At 50.5% G+C, this 13053-nt stretch carries 9 protein-coding genes; 1 reads left to right on the top strand and 8 read right to left on the bottom strand.

The window, feature by feature from the left end:
• Nucleotides 1-100: 100 nt before the first annotated feature.
• The 8 genes from hutI to MKX74_RS12130 form a co-directional block, all read right to left on the bottom strand.
• Nucleotides 101-1426 (bottom strand): imidazolonepropionase, encoded by a 1326-nt coding sequence (gene hutI, locus MKX74_RS12165; protein ID WP_025679510.1) that lies wholly within the window; start codon nucleotides 1424-1426, stop codon nucleotides 101-103.
• A 17-nt stretch (nucleotides 1427-1443) separates the two neighbouring features.
• The gene (gene hutU / locus MKX74_RS12160; RefSeq protein ID WP_341178530.1) at nucleotides 1444-3123 is read right to left on the bottom strand and encodes a urocanate hydratase; all 1680 of its coding nucleotides are present in this window, start codon (nucleotides 3121-3123) and stop codon (nucleotides 1444-1446) included.
• Between the two features lie 216 nt (nucleotides 3124-3339).
• Nucleotides 3340-4881 carry a histidine ammonia-lyase gene (hutH, locus tag MKX74_RS12155; RefSeq protein ID WP_341178529.1) on the bottom strand — a complete coding sequence of 514 codons (1542 nt, stop codon included), beginning with the start codon at nucleotides 4879-4881 and terminating at the stop codon, nucleotides 3340-3342.
• 253 nt (nucleotides 4882-5134) lie between these two features.
• The gene (gene hutP / locus MKX74_RS12150) at nucleotides 5135-5602 is read right to left on the bottom strand and encodes a hut operon transcriptional regulator HutP (RefSeq protein WP_445667267.1); all 468 of its coding nucleotides are present in this window, start codon (nucleotides 5600-5602) and stop codon (nucleotides 5135-5137) included.
• 588 nt (nucleotides 5603-6190) lie between these two features.
• On the bottom strand, nucleotides 6191-6886 hold the full coding sequence (locus tag MKX74_RS12145; RefSeq protein WP_341178528.1) for a DUF4274 domain-containing protein: 696 nt from the start codon (nucleotides 6884-6886) through the stop codon (nucleotides 6191-6193).
• Between the two features lie 43 nt (nucleotides 6887-6929).
• Complete coding sequence (locus tag MKX74_RS12140; protein WP_025679127.1) at nucleotides 6930-7961, bottom strand: alpha/beta hydrolase family protein; 1032 nt, start codon at nucleotides 7959-7961, stop codon at nucleotides 6930-6932.
• A gap of 385 nt (nucleotides 7962-8346) precedes the next feature.
• On the bottom strand, nucleotides 8347-9528 hold the full coding sequence (locus MKX74_RS12135) for an NAD(P)/FAD-dependent oxidoreductase (protein ID WP_341178527.1): 1182 nt from the start codon (nucleotides 9526-9528) through the stop codon (nucleotides 8347-8349).
• Between the two features lie 324 nt (nucleotides 9529-9852).
• A complete protein-coding gene (locus tag MKX74_RS12130) occupies nucleotides 9853-11412 on the bottom strand; it encodes a CotH kinase family protein (RefSeq protein ID WP_341180568.1) in 1560 nt (519 codons plus the stop codon).
• A gap of 576 nt (nucleotides 11413-11988) precedes the next feature.
• On the opposite strand from MKX74_RS12130, the gene MKX74_RS12125 reads away from it, so the two are divergent.
• Nucleotides 11989-13053 (top strand): bifunctional 3-deoxy-7-phosphoheptulonate synthase/chorismate mutase, encoded by a 1065-nt coding sequence (locus MKX74_RS12125; RefSeq protein ID WP_018882952.1) that lies wholly within the window; start codon nucleotides 11989-11991, stop codon nucleotides 13051-13053.

The raw sequence follows: 13053 nt of genomic DNA, 5'->3' as shown, positions 1-13053 counted from the left end.
AACGGTTATTTCCTCATTAAGGTCTTGAGCCTATTCCTGCCAAACGGCTGCCAGACGGCTACTACACTGCTTCTAGACCGCTTCTAGACCACTTCTAGCCTCATATTTCCCTACTCAACCCGCCTTCTCCACCGACCACCATCTTGCTTCGAACCCGCTTGCCTCCTAGCACAACAGGCTTTCCCTTCTTGATCACCGTGCTGGTCAGATTAACGCCGTAATGATAAGTCATAAAGGTATAGCTTGGGGCATCAAGGATGACGAGATCTGCCTGCTTGCCAACCTCAATGCTTCCGATCCGATCTGCTCGACCAAGCGCATGCGCTGCATTAATGGTACATGCTGTCAAGGCCTCTGCTGGTGTCATCTTCATCGTGAGACAGGCCAGATTCATGATTAATGGCAACGACATCGTAGGACTGGAGCCCGGATTACAGTCCGTGGACAAGGCTACAGGCACACCACGGTCGATCATTCCCCGAGCGTCTGCCGGACGGGCCATCAGGTAGAACGCTGTCCCTGGCAGCAGCACGGCGATAACCCCAGCAGCGGCCAGGGCCTCGATGCCGTGAGGGGATGCACACAGCAGATGCTCCGCCGAGACCGCTCCTACCTCAGCTGCCAGCTCAGCCCCGCCAGTATTCACAATTTCGTCAGCATGAATTTTCGGCTTCAGTCCGTATCGTAGTCCAGCCAGTAAAATAGCTCTCGATTGCTCGGGCGTAAAGACGCCTTTCTCGCAGAACACATCACAGTATTCTGCCAACTGCTGCTCTGCTACCGCAGGAATCATCTCCTCAATCAGCAATTGTACATAGCTCTCGGGAGATGCCTTATATTCTGTTGGAACAGCATGCGCACCCATAAACGTAGATACCAGCTCGATCGGATGCTCAGCATGCAATGCACACACCACTCGTAGCTGCTTCAATTCATCTGCTGTACAGAGGCCATAGCCACTCTTCGCCTCCACTGTCGTCACCCCATACTCAAGAAACCGATTCAGCCGCATCAGAGCTGCTTCCTTCAATTCCTGCTCTGTCGCTTGTCGCGTCTGCTCTGTTGTGCGGAGGATGCCACCACCCGCGTTCAAAATATCCATGTAAGTGGCTCCCTGTAAACGCAGTCCCAGCTCAAACTCACGGGTTCCAGCGAATACCAGATGTGTATGCGGGTCTACGAGGCCCGGAATGACCGTTTTTCCTGTAGCATCAATAATATGCAGCGCTTGCCGTCTATCGAACTCCAGACTCCGAACATAGGCTTCGGCCTCGGCATGCGTCCCTACAAAAGCAATACGCTCTCCCTCCAGCACAACACCGCCGCACTCGATAATGTTCAAATGATTCATTTCAGCTCCCACTCTTGGTGCTGTATTGCTCCCGCTAACGGTCACGATCTGCTCCGCATGTCGGATATATAACAAGGTATCGCCCCCTTTTCCTACAGCATTGGCATATGTATGCCATAGTCTCGTGCCGTCTTTACAGCTAACGGGTATCCTGCATCAGCATGTCGGACGACGCCCATGCCTGGATCGGTCGTCAATACACGTTCTAGCCGCTCGCCGGCCTCTTTACTTCCATCCGCAACTACAACCATTCCGGCATGAATGGAATATCCCATACCCACGCCACCACCATGGTGCAGAGATACCCAACTGGCTCCAGCTGCAGTATTGAGCAGCGCGTTCAATATCGGCCAATCAGCAACAGCGTCACTACCATCACGCATCGCCTCCGTCTCCCGATTGGGCGACGCTACCGAGCCAGCATCCAGATGATCACGACCAATAACGATGGGAGCTGACAGCTCTCCAGAAGCTACCATCTCATTGATGATGCGACCAAATCTGGCTCTGTCTCTATAGCCCAGCCAGCAAATACGAGAGGGTAATCCCTGAAACGCGATTTTCTCACCTGCCAGTCTGATCCAGTTGCATAAATGCTCATCCTCCGCAAAGTTCTCCAGAATGACCTGATCTGTCTTCCGAATATCCTCCGGGTCACCAGACAGAGCCACCCAGCGAAAAGGTCCCTTTCCTTCACAAAACAGGGGCCGGATATAGGCTGGTACGAAGCCAGGAAAAGCAAGAGCATCCGCGACACCTTCGTCATAGGCGACCTGGCGAATATTGTTGCCGTAATCAAAGGCAATGGCTCCCTGCCGTTGCATTTCCAGCATCGCCGATACGTGCTCAGCCATGCTCTGCCGAGCCAGCTTCATATAATGAGCAGGATCTTCCGCTCGCAGCTTCAGCCCCTCCTCCAGCGTGTAGCCCTTCGGTAAATATCCGTTAAGCGGATCATGGGCCGAGGTCTGGTCTGTAATGATGTCAGGAATGAATCCGCGTGCCAGCATGAGCGGCAATATTTCTGCTGAATTGCCTACGAGCCCGATGGACAATGCGCGACCTTCAGTCTTCGCAGCCTGAGCCAGCTCAATCGCTTCATCCAGACGATCGGTCATGACATCGCAGTAGCGGGTATTGATCCGTTTCTCTATGTGGCTGGCATCCACATCCACGCCTATTAAGATGCCACCATTCATCGTGACCGCCAACGGCTGAGCTCCCCCCATGCCGCCCATACCACCCGTAACGGTAATTGTCCCCTTCAGGCTGCCGCCGAAGTGCTGTCGTCCGCATTCCGCAAAGGTCTCATAGGTACCCTGCACAATCCCCTGACTACCGATATAAATCCAGCTTCCCGCCGTCATCTGCCCATACATAATCAGTCCCTTGCGGTCCAACTCGTGGAAATGCTCCCAGTTCGCCCAAGCCGGTACCAGATTGGAGTTCGCGAGCAGCACACGTGGGGCATCCTTATGTGTACGGAATACAGCTACTGGCTTACCGGACTGGATGAGCAGTGTTTCATTCTCCTCCAGAGAGTTCAGTGAACGAACGATGGCATCGAAGCTGTCCCAGTTGCGTGCAGCCCTTCCAATCCCACCATAGACCACTAACTGGCTAGGAGCCTCCGCCACTTCCGGGTCCAGATTATTCATCAGCATACGAAGAGCAGCTTCCTGTACCCAGCCCTTAGTATGCAAGGCTGTTCCACGCGGTGCTGTGATCTTTCGTTCCGGCTCGCTTGATTTGCAGTTATTTTTCCCCTTCATTAATAATCATTCCCTTCTCCTAATATAGTTCGGACACATTTGGAGGTTGTTCTACTTTACTGAACTGAAGACGTTAAGGATTCCAATCTGTACACTAAGATGAATGTGAAGTTCGAACTCCACTAAATGGAAATGCAGGTTTGTTGTGGTACTAATGCAGGGTTTTAATGCGTGGCACTTATGCATGTAGTTAATGCGTAACACTTATGCGTGTTGTTAATGCATGAAGATGATCTCCGCTATTGCAGCCTTTAGATTCGTAGCCTTCATCCATTCTGCCAATGTACGAAAGTCCGTGGACAATACGCGATCCTCTTGTACAAAAGACACCCGCTGCCGACATTGCTCGTATACCCACCTCGTTCCTGTCCCCAGCTGCTCCGGTCCCCGGTAATCCGCAGCCTGTGCTGCACACATCAGCTCAATAGCCAGCACCGAATAGGCATTATCAATAATCTGTCTGGCCTTGCGAGCACCAATCGTCCCCATGCTGACATGATCCTCCTGGTTGGCGGACGAAGGAATCGAATCGACACTGGCCGGATGAGCAAGCGACTTATTTTCGGACACGAGGGCTGCTGCAGCATATTGCGCGATCATGAACCCTGACTGTACCCCACCTTGCTCAGTCAGAAATGGCGGTAACCCCTCATTCAGCTGTGGATTGACCAATCTTTCAATTCGACGCTCCGCTATATTCGCCAGCTCCGATGAACAGATCGACAGATGATCCATAGCTAACGCAATCGGTTGCCCGTGAAAATTACCACCCGAAATAACTCGGTCCTGCTCCGGGAAAATTAGAGGATTGTCCGTGACCGCATTGATCTCGATATCAAGCTTCGCCTGAATGTACGCCAGTCCATCTCGACTAGCGCCATGGACCTGCGGTGCACAGCGAATGGAGTACGCATCCTGCACACGAAGCTCGCCTTGCGTGGACAACAGTCTGCTGCTCCGTGTTAGTGCCCTGAAATTATCCGCAGCATAACCTTGACCGGGCTGAGGTCTGAGCCGATGCGTGAGCGGGTCAAAAGCATCCTTCACCCCACGAAGCGCCTCTGCCGTCAAAGCTAGTGTACAATCGGACCAACGAGCCAAATTCCACGCATCATAGCATGCGAGCGCCCCCACCGCTGTCATCACCTGCGTACCATTAATCAAGGCCAGACCTTCCTTGGCCTCCAGTACGACAGGAAGCAATCCTGCTGACGCCAGCGCCTGAGCACCTGGCATACGCTGTCCTTCATAATACGCTTCGCCCTCGCCGATCAGTACCAGTGCCATATGCGCTAACGGAGCCAGGTCACCACTTGCTCCCAACGAGCCTTGCTGTGGAACGACGGGAGTGACACCATAATTAAGCATGTCGACCATTTGCCCCACGACCTCCGCCCGTATCCCTGAATAACCAAGCAGCAGCGCATTAATCCGCAGCAGGAGCATGGCTCTCACAGTATCGCTAGAGAAGGGCTCTCCCAGCCCACAAGCATGGCTGCGAATCAGATTAAGCTGAAGCTGCTGCACATCGCTGCCTTCAATGTATGTGTCACTGAATTTACCAAAGCCAGTGGTCAGCCCATAGACAACCTTCCTTTCACGCAGTAGCTTTTCTACATATTCACGGGCGTGCCTTACCCTACCCAGACTGCCCTCAGAGGGCTGAATTTTAGCTCCGTAACGAGCCACCTGTACCAACTGCTCCAAGGTTAAAGATTGACCATCCAATACGACAGTCTTGTCTACGGTTGACTGCATCCAGGCACCTGCTTTCCTGTCATGTATTAAGACCTCAGGGTGAAGATCTCCTTGCAGCTGTGAGGACCATTGGGTACGACAAAAAGCCCATACCAAATAACATTTGGTACCGGCTTTTCTAGACTCTCTAATCACTAAATGGCCGATCCGGATCGAACCCCACGAATAGATACTAAAAGAACACTAATGAGCACTACTGAACACCATTTCATACTAGTTAATTTGAGCAATTCACTGTTACAAGTAGCTCCTCCTAGATATGGTTAAAGCCGAAGCCGATCGCTTCGTGCTCAAATCCCTTTTTAGGCGCACCGATCGTTCCATATACACTGACAGCGATCCATTCGCCTTCATGTGCAACAGCCCCCTCCATCTTGCCCCGGACAATCGCGAAGGTCAACCCCACCGTTCTCAGAATATCGCCAAATTGGAACACCCCGCGCCCAAGCCCCTGAATCGCTTCAATGATGGCATGATACATCGCATGCACCTCACGGTAGGACTGACTGTCGATAATGTGATTATTCTTCGCGGCAGTCTCCATCGCGACCACGACCTTCGTAATATCCATCGCTCCCACACGACCAATCGTATACCTGTAGCCTTGGTCCGTGAGCTGCTGCTCGATCTCTTCCTTCCATGAATGGCCCTGAAGCACCGCCAGCAAAATGGACAGCTTTCCAATCGGCAAAGAGCTCGGAGATTCAGACATCATTGTCATCCCCTTCAATAGCATGTTATGAATATGTACAGCAAATGGCGACTACACCATACTTATTCCCCCAAGGAGCATTGGATCTTGGATCTTCGGGTCAGCTTTACGGAAAGCCGCATTCCTCTTTCCTCTACAAAAAAAATGCGTCACAAATTCAGGAACTCCGTTCCCGATATTCTGGACACATTCTGCTCACTAATCACTATACCGTGCTCACTTGATATCACTATACTTCGCATTAAATATGGGGTCAATCCTTGTGTAAGGTATATTTGCAAAAAAAACCAATCATTACACCAACTACTTTGTGCTCTAGTTTTCTTTTGTGGATAAAATTTACATTAATTTCAGTCTGCTTGCTCTTCCCTTTGTGACGAAGGTATATGGATAGAGAGCAGATAGTATGGGATTCATGTGAATGTACAAGATAACACTATTTGATTTTACTATTGTGAATTTTTCACTACCTGTAATGTGGATATAAGTGCTGATAAGTATTGAAATGAAGTATTGGCGTTTATCCGTATGCGTCTAAAAACAAAAAAAGAGAACCTTATTCCGGCTCTCCTCTTTCATATGTAAGTATTGTCACTATTATAGCGAGCATTTCTCCTTAATCGACAGTGCAAGCTTGGTGTACGCCGCTCCATCCATTCGTTGATTAACTTCCTCTGGCTCCAGAGACAACCAGTAATCTGCCTCCATTAACTCATACATATCGAGCATCGTAATCTCTGCACATGCGGGATGCTCAAAGACAGCCTTCATCGGCTCTGGGCCATCATCCCAGTTATAGTCGTTCACGACCGCGTGCAGTATCACATCCGAGTCCAGCTCGCGAATCCGCGAGATGACCACATCCGTCGATTCCTCATATAGGATGGCCTCCAGCTTCTCTTGCTCTTCCTCAGTTAACGTTAATCGCACAGCTCCTGGCGTATCCAGCAACAGATCTGCGATCCTCGGGTTCCCTCTAGCCTCCTGCCAGGCGGTACCCAGAATCCCTTGCGGTGAGTCCAGTCGTGCTCCGCTCTCCACTAGCAGCTTAACGGCCTCGATCTGCTTGAACTTTACTGCCTTCTTAAGGGCCGTTTTCCCAAGCCTGTCCTCCTTCTCCAGATCTGGTCCATGCTCCAGCAGACAACGAACACCTTCAATTGGCATTCGATAGGTCATGAACAGAATCAACGGGGTCCGTCCCTGTTCATCTACTTCATTCACATCGAGCCTGGTTACGGCCTCGCGAACCTGCTCTACATCCTTTGCTTTGCTAATGTCCAACCAGTTCATACCAGCTTTAGCTCCCTCCATCGACACAGTTCCCCGTATAATTCTACTGGATAGATTCGGAAGGTTCAATCTTCGTATGAATGAGGAACTTCTCAATCTCGTCCATATACCCCTCTACTGTGATCCTACGGGGAGCGAACAGACTGATAAGCAGCGCCCTGAACGGGGAATCTGCCGTCGAGGTCCTTAACATGGAGTGCTCTGTATCCGCAAAAACTCTGACCGTCAGCAAGGAAGCCGGGCTCACCTGCTCACGGTATAGGCGCTCTGTCTCCTTGATGTCCACATTCACATCACGATCGCCCAACAGAAGCAACACAGGCGACTTGAAGTTGTGCAGGTCCTGTGTGGCATCCGAAGTATAGTTGCGACGGACAAAGCCCCAGCGCTCCGGGGACATCCTGTCATTCCGATGCGCCAGCCTCATATACTCCTCGTAGGAGGCTCCTTGCTTCAGCAGACCTTTAATCTGATGCTCATACGCCACCTGCTGCTCAATCTCCTCCGGCGTAGAGCCGTCCTTTGCCATCTGGCTCCGTGTATTATATTCCCCCTGGGTTAGCCAATTGATCGCAGGAGAGACAAGGATACTGAAGGCCAACTTTTCTTCACCTGCAAGCTTGGGGATGACCCATCCAGCCTGACTTGCTCCCCATACGCCCATATGCTCGGAATCAATCATAGGTTGGGTCCTTGCCCATGCCAGCGCTTGCTGAGCTTCCTGAACACGGTCCTCCATGCTCTGCTGAAGCCAGTCTCCCTCCGAACCGCCTAGCCCTCGTTTGTCGAGAGATAATGAGGCATAGCCCAGTGATGCGAGCTTCTCCCATAGTGGCTTGTAGCCATCATCGTGGGTGGCATCAATGGGACCGTCGCCATGAATGAATAAGACCAGGCCTAATTTCCCCGTATACTGCTCTGGCAAGACCAAGGTTCCAGTCAGTTTGCCTTGCGGTGAATTAATTACTACTTGCTGTTCTACCATTTCGAAACTGTTTTGCTGCAAAATATACCCTGCGACGCCTGTTAGCAATACTACGCATACGAGCATGACAATGGCGATTTTCTTCCTCATACGATTCTTCCTCTCTTGACTGCCACAGGAATGGATTGGCTTTCATCTGTCTAATCCTACAGTTGGCATACTGTTTTGATGTCTAGCCCTCACTTCGTTTTTTGCACTTGAATTCTTCTACTTGAGTTGATTTACTTGAGTTCTTCTACTTGAATTTTTCCACCTGAATTCTTCTACTCTCTTCTACTTGGATCACTGCCTTCACAGCTTCAGCAGTCAGCATACACCCTAGGTCAGACCTAAGGTCAACGCTGCATTCGTAGAAATATCAAAAGACCGGAAGTGGAGGCTCTATCCAATCCAGGTCTTTTGATATTTCTTGAATTCATTATGCAGAATTAGCACACAGAAGCTAGAAGCCAGTACGCTTCCCTTATAGCTGAGCTTATTGTCGCTTATTGATGGCTTGCTGCAGATCGTAATGCTCAAGATCGATATCCGCTTCCATACCGAGCACCAGCTTCGCCAATTGACTTCCCACATAAGGTCCTACTGTCAAGCCGGAGGCTCCAAGTCCATTTGCTGCAAACAAGCCCTTCCAGCCGGGAACCGCTCCAAGCACAGGCAAAAAGCCAGGCGTAAATGGACGGAATCCCACCCTTACTTCCAGCAGCGTACTATCAGCAAGACCAGGGGCCACGGCCAAGCCCTTGTTCAGCACCTCCTGCATTCCGCCAGCAGTCACGCTGGTATCATAGCCTTCAATATCATTTTCGTGTGTTGCCCCCATTACGACCCGTTGCTGGTCGAATGTCAGCAGATATTGATCCGAAGGCGGTATGACTACAGGCCAACTCCCTGTATCGCCGGCATTTGTCGTCTGCAAATGGAGGATTTGCGCCTTCTGGTAATGCACTTGGAAGTCTAGTCCCAGTGGCTCCAGCAGCTGACTAGCCCACGCTCCCGCACACACGACAACCTCATCTGCTGCATATGTCATGACCGTCTCCTCTTCTCCACTATTGCCCGGATCGTTGGCGTGCTCAGTTACATCCCTGACGACAACTCCGGTTACACAATCCCCCTGATACTGTAGCTCGGCACTCCCTTGCACGAGCCGTGCCCCATAGCGCTCAGCGGAGCGAAGCAAGGCATCTCGCAGTGCACGACCGTCAACACGTGCCGCCCCACTAATGAGAACAGAATGATATTCTTCAGCCAGCAGTGGAAAAGCATCCCGCGTCTCCGACTGCGATAGTCTGCTAATCTCCCCCATCTCGGCTGCATCAGCCTTTCTCTGCTGTGCACGCTCCTCCAGCTTCGCAAGCTTATCCTCATCATAGTGAATGCTAAGTGCCCCTACTTGAGCATAGCCCGTATCTGTCTCCCCTTCATGGGTAAGCTCTGCGATCAGTTGGGGATAAAAGCGTGCCCCCTCCTTGGCCAGCTTGTACCAAGCCTGGTTACGCCGCTGTGATATCCACGGGCATAGAATGCCTGCTGCCGCATCTGTAGCCTGACCAGGGTCCTTTCGATCCACGATCAGGACCTCTGCTCCCGATTTTGCAAGCTGATAGGCTGTTGAGGCCCCCAGAATACCCGCACCGATGACAATGATCTTCTTCATACATACATTCCTTTCTCACAATCCATGCATGTATTATAGCGCATAATATCTCTTGGAATCACATAGCTCTGCTTAGAGCATTCGTTTGTTTCGCGATCATTCGTTATGAATGAACAGACGTGTATCAATAACAACAGCCGGGAACAGCTCCTACTTCGCGGAGCTGTTCCCGGCTGTTCCATGCATAACTAACCATCTACTGCAACTGCTTTACCTTGAGAGCGTGGGAATTAGTGCCTTGACCGAAGCAAAGATAGTGTAGAGCCGCTGCTAACCACGATCTTTGCAGATCATTCAGACAAGAAATCGTATCCAGTCAAAATACTAGTCCGATATCTCGCTTGCAGCATCAGTATTCATCGCTTCTGGAAGCGAGGCCACTTCCCTACCCAGCTGCTCCTGCAGATTAGCTAGTCGATTCAGTGCAAAGCTGGTAATGGAGCCGGATGCCATCAGTCCCATGCCGCCACGATCTCCTCCATTGCCAGAGGACCTATTCCCATTCTCTCCTCCAGCGGTACCATCCGGTCTAGCTGGAGGTGCCATCGCACCGTCTGGTGGCGTGAAGTCCTCCGGTGGTGTCATCCCTGGCTGTCCGTCAGATGGGGGCACGCTCCCCCCTTTCATATCCCCCATATCTCCTACAGCAGAGTAAGCTATATTGGATTCAAATTGCTCCATCGTATAGAACTTCGTAGGGTCCGCCTCGACAGAAGGACGAATGAGATCACTCAATTCGGTGATTCTGCCTTCAATACTCTCCAGGTAATCAACTAACTGATTCACATATTCAAGATATTGAGCCTTATACTCGGGCACCGCCAGCAGGTTATTAATCATTGGCACCTTGTCCATGCTGATCCCGAGCACAGGCTCCTCGATGGATACGTTCGTCGCATTCGTATTACCACTAGCCCCAGAGTCACTGCTCGTGCCTCCTCTACCTCCACCATAGCCATTAAAGGACATATTGAAGTCCCACGGAATGACCGTGAACTTGCCATTGGCATCACCATACAGCATATAATTGTGTCCTTTATCCCCGTTATAGCTGTCATAATTGCCTAATACCACGTTGCCAGCAATATACTTCAACGCGGAGTCCACATCCAACACACTCTCAATGTCCCCTTTCTCACCTTCTGGCATATCGTTCAGCACCTGAATGAAGTTCTTAAGCCTAGCCTTATTCTCATCTGTACCCAGATCCTCGGTCAAAGTGCTGTACTCGCCGTTCTCCTCCGTCTGCAAATAGCTCTTCTCGTCAGTATCATACAAAATGCCTTCTTCGTAATCCTCCCCGTAGTTGCGTTCCAGATAACTGTCGTCTACAGATTCTACACCTGTGTAGAAGCCAAACAGCTCGCCATTAACATACAGGTTCACGAACGTTGTCATCGGAACATCCAGACCAATGCTTCTCAGCGCCTCATAGTGTAAATATTCCCGCAGGTATGACGGATCTGAGTAATTGTTGTTCAGCACCATTTTATCCAGGCCGAGTAAGGTCTGAGTCTTGTCATATTTGTCAAATTTCAACCGGAAGCTGTAACGATCCGAATCCTCCATGGAAGCTACAGATCTTAGGGTCATATTTCCCTTCGTGGAGAATCCGACATGATCCAGTTGATGACCATCTACCTCGACACTGACGCTCTTGTATTCCTTGTCCAATGGACTTGCCAGAATGCTCTCCCAATCTGCATTGTCGATGGTCACGTTCACGTTAATGATTCGATCTCCTTCAAACAAAGATGCGTATGCAGGAGCAGAGCTGGCACTCTCCTCCGCCTCAGCACTTGATATGGTGTCATGACCAATCCAGCTGATGGTTGCAACGAGTAGTGTCAGGGCCAGGGCCACTAGAGCGAATCTTTGAATCATATTCTTCACTGTAAAAGTCCTCCTTTGGAATGGGCTACAAGCCATTTGCTTATGTCCCAAGTGTAGAGGATGAACCTTGAATGAATCTTAAATATTCGCTTACTCCATTCGCCACACTAAAGCGTCTGGGTTGCCCAGCATCACTTTAGCATCTTGTCACATCCATGTTAGCGTGCTAATATGGACTCAATTCATAAGACAAGGCAATGACGGAGAGAGTAAGCGGAATTTGTTCGTTACAGGGACGAGGTACCATGGACTGAAAGTACCCGAGAGAGCACACCGCCGAAGTTCACTCCCGAGCCGATTGCTGAAGGGCTGCATATTACTTGTAGCCAGTAGGACAATCCGTATCCCTTACGTTACAAGGCTGAAGTGAGAGATGGCACTTGCAATTTGCATACTTATGCGCATGCTTTGCTGTTTCTAATAAGGGTGGTACCACGGCTCCTCGTCCCTTGCGACGGGGGGCCTTTTTTGCATATTTTTTTACAGACAAACAGGCTATTTGCACCAGGCGATCGCAGGAGTAAATACAAGTAAAACCCAATCATAATCAGAGGAGTGAAGGAAACGATGAGTTTGGAGCAATTAAGAGACAAGTTAAATGAGATTAACCATGACCTACTGAAGCTATTATCAGAACGCGCAGCACTGGTTCAGGAAATTGGACAACTCAAGGAAAAGCAGGGTGTTCCCAAGTTCGATCCTGTTCGTGAGAAGGATATGCTGGAGGAACTGGTCGCCGCCAATACTGGGCCTTTCCATAACGATACCGTAAAGCAGCTGTTCAAGCAGATTTTCCAAGCCTCCCTTCACCTGCAGGAAGACCAACACAAGAAACAGCTGCTCGTTAGCCGTAAAAATCAAAAGGAAGACACCATCGTGTCCATTGGAGATGTGCAGGTAGGTGCAGGTAGCCCGATCATGATCGCAGGACCGTGCTCTGTCGAGAGTCTCGAACAAGTGCGAGAGGTTGCGGCTGCGTTGAAGCAGTCGGGCATGACGGTTATGCGTGGTGGTGCCTTTAAGCCTCGTACTTCCCCATATGATTTCCAGGGATTGGGCATTGAAGGACTTAAAATTCTGAAGGAAGTATCCGAGGAATTCGGTCTGAAGACAATTAGCGAGATTGTCCACCCGGCTCATATCGAGATCGCTGCTGACTATATTGATGTCATTCAGATTGGTGCCCGTAATATGCAGAATTTCGAGCTGCTGAAGGCAGCCGGGGACAGCCATCTTCCGATCCTGCTTAAGCGTGGTCTCGCGGCAACGATTGATGAATTCATTCATGCAGCAGAATACATCGTCTCCCGGGGCAACAAGCAGGTCATGCTGATTGAACGTGGTATTCGAACCTATGAAAAGGCTACCCGCAACACGCTCGACATCTCGGCTGTGCCAATTCTGAAGCAGGAGACTCACCTCCCGGTATTGGTGGACGTTACTCACTCCACAGGTCGCAAGGACATTCTGGCTCCATGTGCCAAAGCAGCATTGGCTGCCGGAGCAGACGGCGTTATGGTCGAAGTGCATCCGAACCCTGCCGTTGCATTATCTGATGCAGCACAGCAGCTGAACATTGAGGAATTCGGGCGTTTCTTGGGCTCCGTGCGAGAGTCGGGTTTGTTGAAGTAA

Source organism: Paenibacillus sp. FSL K6-1230, assembly GCF_038002385.1.
GTDB lineage: Bacteria > Bacillota > Bacilli > Paenibacillales > Paenibacillaceae > Paenibacillus > Paenibacillus massiliensis.
Note: the sequence above shows the minus strand (reverse complement) of the source record. Positions and strands in the feature narration are given on the sequence as shown.

What these genes read in the sequence shown, in the direction of transcription:
- hutU (WP_341178530.1), bottom strand. Translation starts at nt 3,123, where the DNA reads ATGAAGGGGAAAAATAACTGCAAATCAAGCGAGCCGGAACGAAAGATC.
- hutH (WP_341178529.1), bottom strand. Translation starts at nt 4,881, where the DNA reads ATGCAGTCAACCGTAGACAAGACTGTCGTATTGGATGGTCAATCTTTA.
- hutP (WP_445667267.1), bottom strand. Translation starts at nt 5,602, where the DNA reads ATGACAATGATGTCTGAATCTCCGAGCTCTTTGCCGATTGGAAAGCTG.
- MKX74_RS12145 (WP_341178528.1), bottom strand. Translation starts at nt 6,886, where the DNA reads ATGAACTGGTTGGACATTAGCAAAGCAAAGGATGTAGAGCAGGTTCGC.
- MKX74_RS12140 (WP_025679127.1), bottom strand. Translation starts at nt 7,961, where the DNA reads ATGAGGAAGAAAATCGCCATTGTCATGCTCGTATGCGTAGTATTGCTA.
- MKX74_RS12135 (WP_341178527.1), bottom strand. Translation starts at nt 9,528, where the DNA reads ATGAAGAAGATCATTGTCATCGGTGCGGGTATTCTGGGGGCCTCAACA.
- MKX74_RS12130 (WP_341180568.1), bottom strand. Translation starts at nt 11,412, where the DNA reads ATGATTCAAAGATTCGCTCTAGTGGCCCTGGCCCTGACACTACTCGTT.
- MKX74_RS12125 (WP_018882952.1), top strand. Translation starts at nt 11,989, where the DNA reads ATGAGTTTGGAGCAATTAAGAGACAAGTTAAATGAGATTAACCATGAC.